This is a genomic window from Shewanella sp. 125m-1 (assembly GCF_052977065.1).
Genome location: NZ_JBRILT010000001.1, coordinates 234,797 through 253,023, shown reverse-complemented (window position 1 = coordinate 253,023; position 18,227 = coordinate 234,797). Strand labels below are relative to the sequence as shown.

Sequence of the window (18,227 nt, the reverse complement as noted above, 5' to 3'; positions counted from 1 at the left end):
TAAAAAACGGCAACTATTGAGTTGCCGTTAAGTTTGTCGTTATAGCAATTAAACTCTTCTGGCCTGCATTACGCCATCGACCTGATTTATTTTCGCGAGTACTTTAGACAAACCATCTAAGTTATATAACTCAAGCTCCAGTTCAATAGTCGCTGTTTGAGTTTTCACATCAGATGTTGAGCTCAACGCCATTACGTGAGTCTTTTCTGCCGCCAGCACAGAGGTTAAATCTCTGAGCAAACCAGAGCGATCATTGGCTACAATGCTCAAGCGGATTTTATAACCGCCTGAATAGTTTTCGCCCCACACCACTTCAACTGAACGCTCAGGTGATGCGCGAACCAGTTCTTTAACTTGATCGCAATCCGCTCTATGGACCGAAATGCCACGGCCTTTTGTGATAAAGCCAAAGATCTCATCACCTGGTACCGGCTGACAACACTTAGCAATATGGCTCATCAGGTTGCCGACACCATTCACTTCGACTTGGCCTTTGCCTTTTTTAATCGACTTGCTTTGACTCTTTTTAACTAAGTCTTCAACCGCGGCTTCATCACTTAAATCTTTAGTGCGTAAACGGCTTTGAACATGATTAACAACCTGATTAAGGCGCACATCGCCGCCGCCAATACCCGCCAGTAAATCATCCATGCTCACTAAATTGAAGCGTTCAACTGCAGACTGAGCATCTTTGATGAGTAAGTGGATCTTAGCCAGCTCAGCTTCAAGCATTTCGCGACCAGCAACAATATTTTTATCTCTATCTTGCTGTTTAAACCAGTGCAGAATTTTCGATCGTGCACGCGAGGTTCTGATATACCCCAAGTTAGGGTTAAGCCAATCCCGCTTAGGATTTGGGTGCTTAGAGGTTATAATCTCTATACGCTGGCCCGTTTCCACTTGATAAGTAAACTGTACAATACGGCCGTCAACTTTAGCGCCAATACACTTATGCCCAACATGGGAGTGAATATAATAGGCAAAATCTAGCACCGTTGAACCTAACGGCAAGTCAACCACTTCGCCACTTGGGGTAAACACATAAACACGGTCTTCAAATACCTGGCTACGCACTTCATCAACTAAGTTACCGCTTTCAGCCACATCTTCTTGCCATTGCAAGATCTTACGTAGCCAGTTGATCTTCTCTTCATAACCGCTTTGCTTTCCGCTTGCGCTACCTTCTTTATATTTCCAATGCGCCGCAACGCCAAGCTCAGCATCTTCATGCATCTGCTCGGTGCGGATTTGGATCTCAACCGTTTTATCTTCTGGCCCGACAACAACCGTATGAATAGACTGATAACCGTTTGGTTTCGGGTTAGCGACGTAATCATCAAATTCTCGTGGAATATGATGCCAAAGCGTATGCACCACACCTAAGGCGCCATAACAGTCTTGCAAGCGGTCCGTGACGATTCGCACCGCACGTACGTCAAACAGCTCATCAAACTTAAGCTGCTTGCCTTTCATCTTTTTCCAAATGCTATAAATATGCTTTGGCCTACCATACACTTTTGCACGAATATGGTCTTTATCTAAACGGGCTTGCAGCTGACTAACAAAGTCATCGATAAAGGTTTCTCTATCGAGGCGCTTGCCATCTAGTTGCTTAGCAATATCTTTATATGTCTGCGGATGCAGGTAGCGAAATGAAATATCTTCTAGTTCCCACTTAAGCTGACCAATACCGAGTCGGTTAGCCAGTGGGGCATAGATATCGGCAATTTCACGTGCGATAAGCACCTTAACCTCTTCGTCGGCATTCTTTATTTCTCGCAATAGGCAAATACGCTCGGCAAGTTTAATCACTACCGCGCGCACATCTTCCACCATCGCTAACAACATCTTGCGAATATTGTCGATTTGCGGCTCGCCATTACGGGTTTGATTATCTATCTTTAACGCGCCAATGGCATTCATGGTCTCAACGCTAGAAACCAGTATCGCGAGTTTAGCGCCGAACTGCTCTTCAATATCTTCTTGAGTGATAAGCCCTGCATCAAATACCACAAACAAAATGGCAGCCTGTAGGGTTTCAATATCCATATTCAATGGCGCGAGGATTTCTATCATCTCACGCGCGCGATTTAATACGGTAACGCTCGCCTCTTTCTTTTGTCCCACGAGCAGTTCGACCCGTTCAATTAAGGCCAAAAGAGTTTGAGCTTCCGAAGCATCACTTATATAACGTTGCACCCACTCTTCGAGTTGAAAATCAGGGGCGCTAAAATGTGCTTCACGAACAGATACCATCGTATTTAATTCCTTTACATACCGCAGATAGAGGTTAACAACCGCTTAACTATATCTTTTTAATTTATACGCTCTATCTTCAGCATTCAGCGATTATTGTCAATGAACAAAAGCTGACAATTGCGACTAAAAACAGCTATAACATCAGAGTTTGATTTGTATGGGTTATATTTAAGCAAAACGTTTCATTAAATGTATCTTTTTGTGTCTTTTTGTTTATTTCCCTAACTCAAACAGCGCCATCGACTCTAAGTGATGGGTTTGAGGGAACATATCGATTAAGCCAATTTTTTTAAGCTTATAACCTTGCTTTAAAATCACTTCACTATCACGGGCAAGGCTCGCTGGATTACACGAAACATACACTAATGCTTTTGGCTTGAGCTTCTTAAGCGACTGCATACTTTCATAAGCGCCTGCTCGTGCCGGATCGATAAGCATCTTATCGACCTTACCAAGCCAAGGCTCTTTTGATAGGTCAGCACTCAAATCTGCATGATAGAAGGAAACGTTATCTAAACCACTTTGCTTGGCATTGACTCGTGCTTGCTCAACCATCGCTGGCACACCTTCCACACCAATCACCTCGGCGCCGCCTTTGGCTAGTGGCAGGCTAAAATTACCGATCCCGCAAAATAGATCTAATACTCGCTCACCCGCTTGAGGTGATAACCATTGTACCGCTTGCTTAATCATAGCCTGGTTGACTGCGCCATTAACTTGAATAAAGTTACCCGCCGAAAAATTCAGCTTGATATCGGCATCATCTGCCTCTGACGTAAAACCATAGTAAGCTTGTAGCCCAGGCCCATTGAGATGCTCGCATTCGCCCTCATCACCTTGCAGTAAAACAATCACGCCATGCTTTTCAGCAAACTCGACAAGGCGAGCCTTATCTTTATCCGAAAATATTTTAGTGACTCGAAGCACAACAAAATTACCGTTATCAGCCTGAGTCAGTTCGACGTGACCCAGTGCTTTTTTACCGCTTAACTGATTAAGCAGAAACGCAAGGTCTGGGATCAAAGCGGATAAAGGCTCTGCCAACACCGCACAGGACTGAATTTCGACAACATCACTACTGCTACTCGCTCTAAATCCAAGACTGATGTGCTTGGTATTTTTGTCATACCAGGTCGCTAAGCGAGCACGACGTCGATAATGCCAAGCGTTATCACTTATGGTGTCGCTAAGTTCGCTAGCCTGAGCCTGAGAAAACTTATGCACCAAATCCACTAAGGTGTTGGCTTTATGTTTACGCTGTGCTGCGATATCAAGGTGCTGTAAGTCACAACCACCACACAGTTGGTAGTGCGGACATGCCGCCTCAACGCGTTCGGCCGAGGCTTGCTCTATTTTAAGTAACTTAGCTCGAGCAAACTTCTTCTTTTGCTCAGTCAACTGTACCGATACCGTCTCACCCGGCAGCGAGCCATTAATAAACACAATCTTGCCATCGTGATGCGCTATACCCGCACCAAGATGATCAAGTTGAGTCACTTTCAGCGATAACTTTGACGATAATTGCTTAGATCTATTTGGTTTTGCTTTAAAAAATTGTGCCATTTTGCTCTCTAAATAGATAAAAAAACTGGCCAACACAGGTTAATATCTGGCAGTCTATCGGTTACCCACACTATTATTTAATGGTAACCTTTACAAAGAATGAATAATGCCAACAATATGACCAAATACAGCCTTCGTTCGTGGGTTCTGGTATTGGCGTTAGCCCCTACAATATTAGTGGGGATCTTGTTGGGTAGCTATTTTACCATAAATAGATTCTATGAACTTGAAGATACGCTCATAGAACAAGCAAGTAATATCATCGAGCCTCTGGCCATTGCCGCTGAAGTTGGGCTTGAAAGTAAAGATTTCGAAACCACCAAAAGACTTATCACCTCAGCGCAATTGAATAAAGCTTCATTGGTGCAGTTTATTGCCATCTTTGACGACAATAACCGAGTAGTTGTCACCTCACATCATTATAAAAATCACGAAGTCATGCGCTTTGATAAGCCTTTAGACTCTGTGCTACGCACTGAGCTTGAACAAGTCGGCGACAGCATGATTTTGCGCGCCCCCATCTTTAAGAGCAGTAATGCTCCCGTTCAAGGCTTCGATAAAAACCAGCAAATTGGTCAAGACATCATAAAAATTGGCTATATTGCCATCTTGATCAATAAAGAGAATGCACTACTACAGCAACACCGCGCTGCCGTAGCAGCCTTTATTATTGTATTAATCGGTGTGCAGCTAAATCTGTTCTTTACTTTTCGTCTGGTTAAAAACGTCACTCAGCCAATTACAGAGATGGTGCGTGTAGTTGCTAAAATCCGTGAAGGCAAACTCGATACTCGTTTAACCGGCAACTTGATTGGCGAGCTTGATCTGCTTAAGCGCGGTATTAATGCGATGGCAGGCTCGCTCTCTGAATACCACGATGAGATGCAGCAAAATATCGATCAGGCAACCTCAGATTTGCGTGAAACACTAGAGCAAATTGAGATCCAAAACGTCGAGTTAGACATGGCAAAGAAGCGGGCTCAAGAAGCTAGCCGCATCAAATCTGAGTTCTTAGCTAACATGTCTCACGAGCTAAGAACGCCGCTTAACGGAGTGATTGGTTTTGCTAAGCAGTTATTAAAAACCCCACTGCACTCAAGTCAGCAAGACTATATTCGTACCATAGAGCGCAGCGCAACCAACCTGCTCGGCATTATTAACGATATTCTTGATTTTTCTAAACTCGAGGCCGGTAAAATGGTACTCGAGAATATTCCTTTCTCTCTTCGCGAAACATTAGAAGAAACCGTTACCATGTTATCGAGCACTGCGCGCGAAAAAGAGCTTGAGTTAGTTATCGATGTCGACGCTCGCATCCCAGAAGATGTCACCGGTGATGCCATGCGCTTTAGCCAGGTGATCACCAACTTAGTCGGTAACGCAATTAAATTTACCGATAAGGGCAGCGTGCAGTTAAAGCTACAACTTGAAGAGATAAAAGATCAAAAAGTTCATCTGCGCTGTGAGGTGATAGACACGGGGATTGGTATTGATGAGCAGCAGCAGTCGTCACTATTTCAGGCCTTTGGTCAGGCAGATTCATCAATATCGCGCCGCTTTGGTGGTACAGGTCTTGGGCTGGTTATTACTAAACGCTTAGTTAACCGCATGGGAGGGCAAATTGGCTGCTATTCAGAAGTGAAACAAGGCTCTACCTTCTGGTTTTCTCTTCCATTAAATATTAGTCAATATCCAATTAATGACACCTTACCGTTAACGACATTAGAGGGTAAGAGCATCCTGCTATTTGAGCCTAGCAACCTTTCACGACATGCCATAGAGCGAATGTTACAGCGCTGGGGCTTAAAGGTCTCTATCGCTAAAAATATTAAACAGTTAGAGTTTATTACCACGCAATCAAATCATGTTTTTGATTTTGGTCTGCTGAGTTGCCGCGCAGTGGCAGCTACCGGACAACCCGCTGAGGTACTAAAACTTGCAAAGTCTAAAATCGATTACTTACTGCTCGTCTCTGATTGTGCCGAGCAAGAAGCGGTTTTCTCCCAGATGCGATCTTATATCGATAAGCAACTTTCTATGCCTGTGGGAGAAAGGCTGCTTTCAAGCTCACTACTTGGTCAGCATTCCAGCTTAATGAACGAAACGCTTCTTCCTATCGGGCCAGCACTTACGCCAGCAAAACGTGAAAACTTAAGCGTTCTTGCCGTCGACGATAACCCCGCAAACCTAAAACTGATTGATACGTTATTAAAAGAATTAGTCACCCAAGTTCAAGTTGCAGATAATGGTGAATTAGCCGTCAAGCTCGCCAAGGAACGCAGTTACGATCTTATCTTTATGGATATTCAGATGCCGGGGACTGATGGTATCACCGCAACCAAACAGATCAGACATAGCTCTTCTAACCGTAACACGCCAATTATTGCTGTTACCGCTCACGCTATTGCCGAAGAACGAGAACGGATCTCGTCTAGTGGAATGGATGGCTACTTACCAAAGCCTATTGATGAGGCGGCGTTAAAAGGGGTTATCACTCGGTGGAAAACCAAACCTAAGTTTACGCACTTTGATCAACGCACATTAAATTGGGACCTTTGTTTGACCCAGGCCAATAATAAGCCAGACTTAGCGTTAGACATGTTAAAGATGCTGTTAAAGTCATTACCAGAGACAATTGAGCAGATAGAAGGTGCCCTTTCAAGTTCAGACAATGATAAAATGCTCGCATGCATCCATAAGCTTCATGGAGCTTGTTGTTATTGCGGCGTGCCAACTACGCAGAATCTTTGTCGAGAAATAGAATCTGGATTAAAGCGCGGCGTGACAATAGACGATGTAGAACCGGAAATACTAGAGTTACTTGATGAGTTAACTAAGGTAGAATCTGCCGCTAATCAAGTGATCTCCCAGCTATCAGTGGATATATAAGATGACAAACAAACAGGGATTTTTTAAACGCCTAAAAGCATTAGAGTTACCTCAAAAAAAGCTTTTTGCGGTTGCCCTATGCCAACGCATGCTGCCTAACTATCAGCTGTTTTCAGAAGTATGCGAATTTGGCGACCCTAAGGTACTCGATACCTTACTAAACCTGCTTTGGCAGTCGATGTACGACAGCAAGCTAAAACTCAATATCGACATCTACCTTGAGCGACTTGAAGCCAATACCCCAGAGCCTGCCGATTTTGATGTTTATGGTGTTTATCCAGCAATGGATGCCGCCGTTGCGTTAACTTCGCTGATCAGTGCGCTACAGAGCAAAGTAGAAGAAGATATTGTTAATATCAGCAAGTTGTCATCAGCCACGGTCGCTAACTATATCGAAGCAACTTGTGAGCAAGAGTTTGATAATGAAGATGCATTAGATGATTACATCTTTAGCCATGAAGTGATGCAAGAAGAAAAAGAGATGCAAAGCTCTCTTTTAGAGATCATTGAAGAGAACCCAAACATGAAGGCCGAGTTTATTAAAGAACTGCGCCGAGAAATTGTTGAAATTGGTGTTTCTAACATTGGTATCGAAGCAAGTCGATAAGCTAAACATACCCGTTAAACTAAGCGCACAGAGGTTCACACCCGTGCGCTTTTTTATTGGCGGTTTATCATCGCAAGCCTACAACTCACATTAAAAGCCGCCGCTTTCAGACCCTGAATTAAAACAGAGACTTCAAGCTAAGGCTACGTTATCAAGCCCAAAAATACTGCAGTCTTAGGTCTTAGACCTCAACTCTGCATTGAAAATAGACTATCCGCCTTCAACTGCATAAATTCAATAAACAGTTTAACCTTTAATGGTTGATGGCTTCTCTGATGATACAAGATAGAGATCCGCCTCTTCTCACCAATCCACTCGGGTAGCAATGCCTGCAGTGTCCCAGATTTAAGCTGTTGCTTTACAAATAATTCTGGTCCATAAAGAATACCGCCATCATCAACCGTCGCCTCTACAGCGCCATGCAAGTCACTTAATGTCAGTTTGGCCTTACCATCATAATAAAAAGCGTCACCATTGGGGTGCTTAAGTGACCAGTTATATAGCGGCCACACTTTAATTAATGCGTGTTCAGCAAGCTCCCTTGGATGGGTTAATGTGGGCGCATTATTGATATATTGTGGTGATGCGAATAAGCCATAATTGAGCACACCGAGCGAACTAGAGATCCAAGATGAATCAGGCTGAGTCCCTCCGACAATCGCCACATCGACGCCTTCATCAATTAAGTCGATGACGTTATTGTTTTGCGCAATATGCAATTGAATATCAGGATAAGCTTCACAAAAGTCATTCAGCGTCTTAATAAAAATCATCGAGATTATCGACACGGGGGCAGCAATGCGTAGCGTACCCTCAGGCTTATCTACCGTTGAGCCACTGATACCGTCAAACTGTGAGATAATAGATTGATATTGCTGAAATAGTGCAATGCCCTCTTCAGTCAACCTCAGTTTGCGGGTATTACGCATCAGCAGCTGTTTATCTAACACTGTTTCTAACTTCGTCAGTTTACGGCTCACTGTAGCAATTGGCATATCGAGCTCTTTGGCTGCCTGCGAAAAACTGCCCGCATTCACCAGATGGACAAATTGGTAGATTAGCTGTAGCTCCAAGCCAAAATTGGTACTCATCGATATCATTCCCGAAGTTTAAAACACAATAGCAGGCCGAGATTCGACCTAAGGTCAATATTATACTAATGCATAATTATGGTAATGTTCTGGCTCAACTTTATCCCATTTTACTTATCTTAAATTAGATACATTAGAGAACAATATGTCAGCAACACTAACACCACTACTTGCTGTTTTCGGTATTATGCTGATGGGCACCTTAATACAAAAATTAAAACTCTTGCCCGTTGAGACTGACCAAGTCTTAAACCAATATGTCTATTATATTGCTTTCCCTGCCATCATGTTGATCACTCTAGCGCAGACCCCCATAAATGACATTATGCATTGGGGTTTCATCCTAGGCTTTAGCTTAGCCATGCTGGCAAGCTATGGTTTAAGTTATCTGTTATCACTATTTGTTAACCCTAAGAGCAGTGCTATCGCTACCATGCGCGCTCTAAATGCAACGTTTGGCAACACGGCTTTTATTGGTATTCCACTTATGGCGATGCTATTTCCTGATGAACAAATCGCACTCACTGCGGCGGCAATAGCCAGTTTATTATCAGTGCTTGTCTTTGCTATCGCGCTGGTATCACTGGAGATCACCAAGCAAACCAATAAAGCCTCACCCGCTAAGATCATCATCACAGCATTAATGAGGAATCCGATTGTCATCGGCAGCTTAATAGGTATTAGTCTCTCAGCCCTTAACCTTAAGCTACCTGACAGTTTAGCGCTAATGGTTCATCAATTAGGTATGACATCCAGTCCTTGTGCGTTATTTGCCATCGGAATGGTGTTAGCAAAATCGAGCCAATATCAAACCTCTCGACATTTTATGAGCCTTAAACAGGCCTTAGAAATAAGCTTAATTAACTCTGCTAAATTATTTTTCCAGCCGCTAATGACCTATATCATCATGCGTGGATTGAATGTAGAACCACAACTAGTTGCTATGGGAGTCATACTAGCTGCGCTCCCCACTGCCGCCAGTGTCTACCTGTTGGCACAAAGGTATCAAACCCAAGTCATAACCAGTGCTCAAGGGATCTTACTTGGCACCTTAATTACCTTTGTGACTTTGCCCATGCTGGAAACATATCTAGCTCATTAATTAGCTAGATAGTAAAATGACGTATAAAGCTAAAACCTTGCTGTTAATAAGCAACGTAAAAACCACCAACCGATTAAATTTCCAGCAACGCGCACCAGCAAAAAATTAACGAAAAAATACGCAAAACCAACCAGTAAGTGCATTTTAACCAAAGCGATTTTACATTCGCTTTAACGCCATGAATGCTGGTTTTATAAAACATGATTTTCGTAAAAAATTGATTGGTCAAAAAGTGATTTGTAGATTACTATTCGCAACCTTTTTTCATACACCGCTCAAAAAATGACAAAGTTTGCTGGTTTTTTCTTGTTACTCACAACGCTTTTAAGCTCTGCGTTCGCACAATCTTTCGAACTTGAACCACAAGAGAAAGCCTTTCTGCAAAATAAAAAAGTACTGGTTGTTGCTAAGCCTAGCGAAGGGCTTCGCACTCACTGGAACATGGCTTCAGGCTATCAAGGGCGGTATGCCGATTACATCGCTGAACTGGGTCAGAAGTTGGACATCCAGATTGAATTTAAAGAATATAGTAGCTTAGATACGCTTATTGAGGCCGTTGCATCTGGAGAAGCAGACTTATCCCTTGGGTTTTCACCAACGACTGAGCGAGAAAAGAAGCTGCTGTTCTCTCAACCTGTATTTAAAAACTATCAATTAAACTGGTTAAGTAACTCAACTTATCGCGACACCGCCCCCTCTAAGTTAAACTGGATATGTATTAAAGGCTCATTTTCTTGTGACATTAGCGCAAAACGTGGCTACAAATCACTGATTAAAGTCGATTCAATCAAAAGCTTAATACACCAGTTATCGACAGGTAAGGCCGATGCTGCAGTGATACATTTTGGTGCCGTCCACCATTACTATCAAACTGTCACAACTCATGACTGGCTAGGGGACATTGTATTTCATGAAGATGCAAAACCGATCGAATCATCATTTATTGTCGCTAAAAACAACCTGACTTTAATGCAGATATTGAATCAATATCTGCAACAAAACCAAAGCAGTCCCGCGATACAGCCTTTTAATTTCAAAAATTTAAGTTTGTTGCACAATAAGCTAGCCATCAAAGCTATCTATCAGCAATACAACAGAGATACGATTCGCTATACGATCGAAGAAAACCTATATCCACTGTCGTACATTCAAAAAGAAACTGGGGAGATCTCAGGCTACATTCATGACATCATGAAAATTTATGCTCGCAAAACGGGTTTGAATTTTGAATATGTGTACCCAGATGGCAGGAATGTTGATGCAATGCTTGAACAAGCGATTGTTGACTTCATTCCCGGGCGCTTTATTGCTCAGCCCAATACCAGTTCGACGCAGCCTTTTTATACGGTAAAGTGGTCGTATATCCGTACCAAAAAGCCATACACCCAAACTAAAATAGCAATACTCGATCGCACCAATCATATATCTATACAAGATACATTCGATTTCCTTGACAGTACACCTGCGATTTATTCAGATTTTACAGCGTTAAAAAACGATATAAAAGATGGTGTTATCACCCACGCGTACATACCTGAAACCACTGCGCAGCAATATCTGTACTATGGTGCCGGTGAAGACTTCGAGTTAGTCATAGGTGAACAACCGCCGCTAGAAAGTCTCATGTGTATAAAACTCAGCTCAACATCACTTGCCTTAAGAAATATGCTTGATGTGGCAATCGCTGTCACCACAAAAAATGAAATTCACTTAGCCGTTCAAAATCATCAAAAGATCCATACACTCTATGGCTATGATAAAGCGCAAACAATAAATACCATTATCTTATTGTTATTAATTGCTATTGCTTCTGTTTTTATCGGTTTTTTATGGAATAAGAAGCTAAAAGTATATTTATCAGAAGCTATCGCTAATGGCAAAAAGTCTAATGATGAAATGCAGTGGTTAACCAGCATATTGAACAGTTTTCCAGGCATGGTGATTATTTCTGACGCCAGTGGTAAACCGTTATTGTCTAATCAAGCATATAACGACTACAAAGCTAACGCCGTGCCTTGTGCCTATCTCGATAGCGAAACTGCACAGCGGTCAAATATGACCAATGAAGGGCTAATAACATCGAATAACGAATGCTTTGTTGCTGGCAAGTATTATCGAGTGTCTCGAGAAGTGGTGCATCATAATGATGGCCAAGCGTATCACATCACCGTTTTTACTGATTTTACTGAGCTAAAAGCATCTAAACGACAAGCTATTGAAGCCTTAAAAACCCGAGAGTCATTTTTAGCCATTATCAGTCACGAGCTAAGAACCCCCTTAGCAGCAATGATGGGCCTAATGGAACTGCTTAGCCCTGAACTCAAGTCATCAAAGAATAAAGAGTTAATGAAAAATGCTCAGGCTTCCGCTGAACGATTAAAAGGTTTAGTGAACGATATTTTAGACTTTTCCAAAATGGAAGCGGACCAGTTGCAACTTGATTGTTACAACAGCTGCTTATTTGAAGAGCTTGGGGCGACGCTGAGACTGCAGGCTGCAAACATAAAGGTTAAACAGGTTAACTTTAAGCTTGATTGGCAACCCACCACGCTATGCCGCGCAGAATTAGATTGGTTACGCCTTAGCCAAATAGTCAACAATCTGGTCAGTAATTCAATCAAATTTACCCAACAAGGATTTGTCAAAGTCTCTGTTAGCAATACTAGCAATACACTCTCATTAGTTATTGAAGACAGTGGTTGTGGTATGACTCCCGAACAACAACAGAAGCTATTTCAGCCTTTTGTGCAAGCAGATGCCAGTATTAACCGTAAATATGGAGGTTCGGGACTAGGCATGTCAATTGTTCAGCACCTCGTTGAACTAATGGGCGGGCAAATATCTGTAACCAGTCAGCTTAATCTAGGCACTAAAGTATTGGTAAGTTTACCTGCAAAGTTTTCAGTTTTAGATCTAGGACTTGTCAGCGAGGCGTACGCTCAAGACGAGGCTATTAAAAGTTGGCTTACACTATGGGGGATCACCTTACAGCAAAGTGCCACAAATGTGTTGACGGTCGAATCCCCAGCAGAAACAAGCAATGTATATCCGGATCTGTTATTAAGACAAGTCTTACGATCTAATCACCAAAGCAAAGAGATGATCGCGGCTAAAAGCAAACAATACCAAGGCAAGGTTTTAGTTGCTGATGATGATCCGATTAACCGCTTTTTATTTCAAAAGCAGCTTAGCAAACTTGGGCTAGAAGTGGTAACCGTCAACGATGGGCTAGAAGCGCTACTTTACTTAGCATCCAATAAAAACAATGTATCACTGCTTATAACAGACTGTCATATGCCAAATCTTAATGGTTATGACCTGGTGCGCCAGTTGAGATCCAAGCCTGAATTTAAAAACTTAGCTATCGTCGGCTGCACAGCTGAAGACTCACGTCTTGCAGCTGAAAAAGCAAATCAGGCAGGTATGAGTGAGGTACTATATAAGCCTTACTCTTTTATCTTGCTTAGTGAGGTTTTAGGGCGTTACTGCGCCGAGAAAACCAATGGCGATAACCAAGAGCAGCTGGAGTGGCTAAGTGACTATAGTGCTGAAGAACAACTCGAACTTTCTGCCATCGTCAGAGATTCATTACTGGCAGATAAAGCCGAGCTAACAGAGCAAGCTATTCCATTATCAGCATTAGGCCACCGCATTAAAGGCGCAGCAAATGCACTAGGGCTAACTCAATTAGCCACTGCAGCAGCTAACTGTGAATCAGTTAACTGCGACGGTGCACCGGATGCAATTAAGCAACTGAGCGCGGAGATTGATGCCGTTGTAAATACAATCAATCAATGGTTAATTAGCCAGTATCAATAAGCCTTAGAATGTTAACCGTAATTACGTGGCTAAATGAAAGTCCACTTTACTTAACGACCTCATGAGGTCGTTAAGCGGCTAACTAAGCAACTAAGCAACTAAGCAACTAAGCAAAAAATAGCAACATTATCAGATATTGCTATAGAGTTTTAACGCGGATTTTATTACTGAGCACTGCAGTCAACATTTCTTTCTGGACAATATTTGCTATGCAATCGTTTCAAACACTAAAAGTACTTATCATCGATGATGCCCCCACATTTCTATTTACCATCAAGAGTATGTTGGTAAAGCTAGGTTTTTCTGAAACCGACGTGCTGACATCAAAAAGCGCCAAAATGGCACTCGCTCTTGCTGCAAATAAGCAGTTTGATGTAATTATTTGTGATTTCAACTTTGGTGTAGGCATGAATGGGAAACAATTGTTTGAGGAGTTCAAGCACCTAAACCTGCTGAGCGATGAAGCCGTCTTTATACTAGTCACGGGAGATAATTCGTCCGCTACTGTCAGACCTATTCTTGAACTGAAACCTGACGAGTATTTATTAAAGCCTTTCAATGCCATTACCTTAAAAAATCGCTTATCTATCGCCATTAGGCGCAGAAAAAAATTATTAGGTCTCTATACTGCTGAGCGAAAATCAGATGCCCACCAAGGGCTACAACTATGCGACGAAATGGCACCATTTCACCCTGAATACTACTTTGTCATCCAACGCTTTAGAGGCGTATTCTTAACGATGCTGGAGCGTCATGAACAGGCTAAAATAGTGTACCAGTCTACACTCGCCAAAAAAGATCTGGACTGGGCTAAAGTAGGATTAGCCAATTCGTTAGCAAACCTAGGGCAAACCGAGGAAGCCGATTGTATTATCAACCAATTGCTTATCTCTTTACCCAACGATACGCGAGTAAGAACTGAAGCTGCCTATGTAAAACTTAAGAATAACGATATTCCCACGGCGATATCGCATCTAGAGCTAGCCAGTCAACTTGTACCGGGTAATTCTGAAAGAGAGCAGATCATCGTTAACCTTTGCCTTTCAGTTAACGACTATGATCAGGCACTTGAGCGCTTTAGACTTTATCTGGAGATCAACAAAGATACCTACCGAAATAATGAATACGCCAAACTGAGTTTGATCCGTACCATTCTCTATTCAGCCCGCACTTCTCATAAAAGAAATACCTTAATAGAAGAAGCGAAACATCACCTTCGGCTATTGATGGACTCAAAAGACGAGTCAATTAAAAATGAAGTCACACTTATTAAAGCTCATATCTCAATTGAGTTAGGCTATTATCGCAGTGCCATCAGTATGTTAAAGGGCTTACACTCTAAGGGGGCTTTTCAGCACTTTTACGCCGCATTTCATTATGCCTGGCTACTGAATGTTATGAGTGTTGAAAATGAATTTGATCTAGCAATCCAATGGTCTAGTGAAACCTTAGGCTATGAGACAAGTCAGATTATTTTTTCGAGTAAAGTCGCGATGCTCGATAGTTTGAAAACGGGAAATGCAGTAAAACGAGTCTGGTTAAAAGAGCAATACACCTTCGTAAAAAATAACGGCGCAGACAAATTAACTCTGCTTGAAACCTACCTCGCAATAAATGAAAAGGCTCCACTGCTAAAAACCGTGTGCTTGAATATTATCAAGTCATTGTCTTATGTTTGGCCTAGGCAATATGGCGCGGGGCAAGTTCAGCAGATCATCGCTCGATGCGATAATGTTATCAGGCAGCTGTATGTTGATGAAGAACTCGTAGCAAACAATTACCAAGAGTATTACCAATCAGCCCTCGATAAGTGTACAAACCAAGCTGTGTAACTGCTTTTTGCGAGTGAAAAGCTAACCATTAAGCCACTTTAAAATGAGTGCAGCACCTCTACTTTGAACAAGGGCTTCTTGTTAGTGCGCAGAGTCATTAACCTTATTAATGACTCTGCGATATGTAGTAATAAGATTTAAAACTGATCGCCCTCTCTAAAGTCAGACACTTTAATAAATTGAACACCAGAAAACGCTCTATGAGAGATGAACTCAACGATGCTTTTATGAAAAAAAACATAACTCTTAGAGCAGTTGGCAACTTTAAAAATCAGACGATTAGCTTCATCAATACTATCTAATACAGTCTTATTCAGAGAATAGCGCTTTACCTCAAGCAGATCGTCATCGTCATCGTCATCGTCATCGTCATCGTCATCGTCATCGTCAAAATAAAACATTTCAATTTCGGAGTTAACAAGATCAATACAGTCCAACTCTTTATAGAAGCCAAAATACCAATAACTATCATGCCAAACGCTAGTATCATCTATAAATACAACGGGGTAAATTTGCATCCCCTCGATCTTGTATTGGCTAAATTTGTCCTTCAGTTCATCGTTTATCAATAAACCTGAAGTATCAACAAACAGATCCGTTAAAGGCCGTTTCTGATTTGTTTCGTCTCTAAAACCATTAGAAAAAATCAATGGTTGTTCACCGCTAACTAGCTTTGTGTAATGATATTTTCTTTGCGCTGTTTCTCTATCAGGCCGAATGTATACCTGCTCATCACCACGAGGACGAAAAGCAATATAATACTCATCATTATATGTTGTCATTGCTTACTCTTAAACTATCGCTATATTCGATACGTGATGATTGATAACTCATGGTTTATAAATGATATTTGCTAACTGATAGCTCATTCTTATCAGATTACTGTTAGTTGCTCGCATATTTACTCAAATAGTAACTGCGAATAGTTGCTCACAATTGTTATCTCATACATAGCGGCTGTGTAGCATGAACACTCCTGTTATTCCCCTTCATACAAAATGAAGCACCTAGCACCTTCTAACAAGCCGCTATCCACATAATAAATTCAACTTACTGCAATCGAAAACTGTTTATACCGTCTAAAATGCCATAGATAGCCATAACTGGGGTACAACCTAAAACAGACATACATGGCCTATCGCTATGATGCAGCTCATCTTACCACATTGAAAAATAGATACTTTATTTCTAAACTCTTAAAAGTGGCTATTTGTCAGATTCATTCCATTTGAAACAGCGTCCCATAAATGCAATCAAATCGATTGATTTACCAACCAGGTATTTACTGTACATAAAAACAGTATATACTGTTTATCAATACAGTGTTTTGAAAAGGACATCACTATGCTTTGCCAACTCAGCATCAACAACTTTGCTATTGTGCGTTTTTTGGAACTCGACTTTAAAGCCGGTATGACCAGTATTACTGGTGAGACTGGCGCGGGGAAATCGATTGCTATCGATGCCCTTGGCCTTTGTTTAGGTAATCGAGCCGACGCGAATAGCATTAGACCTGGTGCCACTAAGGCCGAAGTAAGTGCCCGCTTTTTATTAGATGATACTCCAGCCGCTAAACGCTGGCTTGAAGATAACGATCTTGAACTTGATGATGAATGCATCTTACGCCGCACGATTAGCAGTGACGGCCGCTCACGCGCCTACATAAACGGTAACCCCGTTCCCTTAGTGCAAATCAAGTCGCTAGGACAACTATTAATTGGTATTCACGGTCAACATGCCCACCACGCCATGTTAAAAAGTGAACATCAACTCACTCTATTAGATAGCTATGCTAACCATAAGATGCTGCTCGACGGTGTGACCGCCAGCTACCATAGATGTAAGACAATCGAAAAACAGCTACACCTATTAGAAATGTCCCAGCAAGAACGCTTAGCTCGAAAGCAGTTGCTGCAATATCAGGTTGAAGAGCTAAACGAGTTTGCCATTAATGAAGGTGAATTTGAGTCTATTGAAGCCGAGCACAAGAAGCTGGCGAACAGCACCGCGCTTATCGAGCTTTGCCGTAGCCAACTACACATTCTGCAAGACTGTGATGAAGGCTGTGTTGAATCACTGCTAAATACCAGTATCAGCCAAGGGCAAGATCTCGAAAGCTACGATCCTGAACTGGGTAATGTCGTGGCTATGCTCAACGATGCGCTGATCCAAGTGCAGGAGAGTAGCAGTGAACTTGAACGCTACTTAGATGGCTTAGAGCTCGATCCAGAATACTTCGCTCACTTAGAGCTGCGACTCTCAAAAGCTATGCAACTTGCGCGTAAACATCAAGTATCAGGTAACGAACTCTATAAACATCACCAAAGTCTATTAGATGAACTCATGGATTTAGGCTCTGATGACGACAAACTTGACGATATACGTGAGCAACTAAGAGCAAGCCAGGCAGCCTATTTACAGCATGCTAAAAAACTCAGTCAAAGCCGCAGCCGCTACGCTAAAGAGCTTGATAAGCAAGTGACTCAGTCTATCCATGAGCTCAACATGCCTAAGGGCAAGTTTACTATTGCGGTGAATTTTAACGAGGCTGTTGTTACGCCAACGGGTTGTGACAATATTGAGTTTTTAGTTTCAACTAACCCTGGTCAGCCTCTGCAGCCAATTGCCAAAGTGGCATCGGGTGGTGAACTGTCACGTATTGGTTTAGGTATTCAGGTGATCACCGCTAAGAAGGTCTCAACTCCAACCTTGATTTTTGATGAGGTCGACGTCGGTATTTCAGGGCCGACAGCTGCTGTTGTTGGTCGTATGCTTAGAAGTCTTGGTGGATCAACACAGGTATTTTGTGTGACTCATTTGCCTCAGGTTGCAGGTAATGGCCATCAACATATGTTCGTTAATAAGAGCAGTAAGGCCGGCAAAACGGAGACCTCAATGGTGACGCTCGATAAAACTCAGCGCATTGAAGAGCTCGCACGTCTATTAGGTGGCGACACCATCACCAGCAATACTCTGGCGAACGCAAAGGAACTCCTGCTTAGCTAATCTCTTTTTTAGCGAGTAAAACAAAAATGCAGAGCTAAGCTCTGCATTTTTTATTCTTT

The 18,227-nt window shown here is 42.2% G+C and carries 10 protein-coding genes; 6 read left to right on the top strand and 4 right to left on the bottom strand.

Annotation, left to right across the window (positions count from 1 at the left end; genetic code table 11):
* Positions 1 to 48 precede the first annotated feature (48 nt).
* Positions 49 to 2,256, bottom strand: a complete 2,208-nt coding sequence (relA, locus tag ACVBIK_RS01070; RefSeq protein WP_447161872.1) for a GTP diphosphokinase — start codon at positions 2,254 to 2,256, stop codon at positions 49 to 51.
* A 216-nt stretch (positions 2,257 to 2,472) separates the two neighbouring features.
* Positions 2,473 to 3,822 carry a 23S rRNA (uracil(1939)-C(5))-methyltransferase RlmD gene (gene rlmD, locus ACVBIK_RS01065; RefSeq protein ID WP_447168873.1) on the bottom strand — a complete coding sequence of 450 codons (1,350 nt, stop codon included), beginning with the start codon at positions 3,820 to 3,822 and terminating at the stop codon, positions 2,473 to 2,475.
* A gap of 117 nt (positions 3,823 to 3,939) precedes the next feature.
* On the opposite strand from rlmD, the gene barA reads away from it, so the two are divergent.
* Entirely contained in the window at positions 3,940 to 6,711 is a 2,772-nt protein-coding gene (barA, locus tag ACVBIK_RS01060; protein WP_447161874.1) for a two-component sensor histidine kinase BarA, read from the top strand.
* Between the two features lies 1 nt (position 6,712).
* The gene (locus tag ACVBIK_RS01055) at positions 6,713 to 7,318 is read left to right on the top strand and encodes a YjaG family protein (protein ID WP_447161875.1); all 606 of its coding nucleotides are present in this window, start codon (positions 6,713 to 6,715) and stop codon (positions 7,316 to 7,318) included.
* Between the two features lie 188 nt (positions 7,319 to 7,506).
* Here the strand turns inward: ACVBIK_RS01055 and ACVBIK_RS01050 are convergent, their stop codons facing one another.
* Positions 7,507 to 8,409, bottom strand: coding sequence for a LysR substrate-binding domain-containing protein (locus ACVBIK_RS01050; protein WP_447161876.1), 903 nt, complete (start codon positions 8,407 to 8,409; stop codon positions 7,507 to 7,509).
* A gap of 145 nt (positions 8,410 to 8,554) precedes the next feature.
* On the opposite strand from ACVBIK_RS01050, the gene ACVBIK_RS01045 reads away from it, so the two are divergent.
* From ACVBIK_RS01045 to ACVBIK_RS01035, 3 genes are all read left to right on the top strand, one after another.
* A complete protein-coding gene (locus ACVBIK_RS01045) occupies positions 8,555 to 9,511 on the top strand; it encodes an AEC family transporter (protein WP_447161877.1) in 957 nt (318 codons plus the stop codon).
* Between the two features lie 282 nt (positions 9,512 to 9,793).
* Complete coding sequence (locus ACVBIK_RS01040; RefSeq protein ID WP_447168872.1) at positions 9,794 to 13,330, top strand: ATP-binding protein; 3,537 nt, start codon at positions 9,794 to 9,796, stop codon at positions 13,328 to 13,330.
* Positions 13,331 to 13,539: 209 nt separating this feature from the next.
* Positions 13,540 to 15,162, top strand: a complete 1,623-nt coding sequence (locus ACVBIK_RS01035) for a response regulator (RefSeq protein ID WP_447168871.1) — start codon at positions 13,540 to 13,542, stop codon at positions 15,160 to 15,162.
* Between the two features lie 137 nt (positions 15,163 to 15,299).
* Here the strand turns inward: ACVBIK_RS01035 and ACVBIK_RS01030 are convergent, their stop codons facing one another.
* A complete protein-coding gene (locus tag ACVBIK_RS01030; protein ID WP_447168870.1) occupies positions 15,300 to 15,944 on the bottom strand; it encodes an imm11 family protein in 645 nt (214 codons plus the stop codon).
* A 562-nt stretch (positions 15,945 to 16,506) separates the two neighbouring features.
* Here ACVBIK_RS01030 and recN point away from each other — a divergent pair.
* Positions 16,507 to 18,168: a DNA repair protein RecN gene (recN, locus tag ACVBIK_RS01025; RefSeq protein WP_447161881.1), complete on the top strand. Its 1,662-nt coding sequence runs from the start codon at positions 16,507 to 16,509 to the stop codon at positions 18,166 to 18,168.
* The last annotated feature ends 59 nt before the right edge of the window (positions 18,169 to 18,227 follow it).

Coding starts and splice junctions, on each gene's coding strand:
- recN (WP_447161881.1), top strand. CDS start 16,507: ATGCTTTGCCAACTCAGCATCAACAACTTTGCTATTGTGCGTTTTTTG.
- ACVBIK_RS01040 (WP_447168872.1), top strand. CDS start 9,794: ATGACAAAGTTTGCTGGTTTTTTCTTGTTACTCACAACGCTTTTAAGC.
- rlmD (WP_447168873.1), bottom strand. CDS start 3,822: ATGGCACAATTTTTTAAAGCAAAACCAAATAGATCTAAGCAATTATCG.
- relA (WP_447161872.1), bottom strand. CDS start 2,256: ATGGTATCTGTTCGTGAAGCACATTTTAGCGCCCCTGATTTTCAACTC.
- barA (WP_447161874.1), top strand. CDS start 3,940: ATGACCAAATACAGCCTTCGTTCGTGGGTTCTGGTATTGGCGTTAGCC.
- ACVBIK_RS01030 (WP_447168870.1), bottom strand. CDS start 15,944: ATGACAACATATAATGATGAGTATTATATTGCTTTTCGTCCTCGTGGT.
- ACVBIK_RS01055 (WP_447161875.1), top strand. CDS start 6,713: ATGACAAACAAACAGGGATTTTTTAAACGCCTAAAAGCATTAGAGTTA.
- ACVBIK_RS01045 (WP_447161877.1), top strand. CDS start 8,555: ATGTCAGCAACACTAACACCACTACTTGCTGTTTTCGGTATTATGCTG.
- ACVBIK_RS01035 (WP_447168871.1), top strand. CDS start 13,540: ATGCAATCGTTTCAAACACTAAAAGTACTTATCATCGATGATGCCCCC.
- ACVBIK_RS01050 (WP_447161876.1), bottom strand. CDS start 8,409: ATGAGTACCAATTTTGGCTTGGAGCTACAGCTAATCTACCAATTTGTC.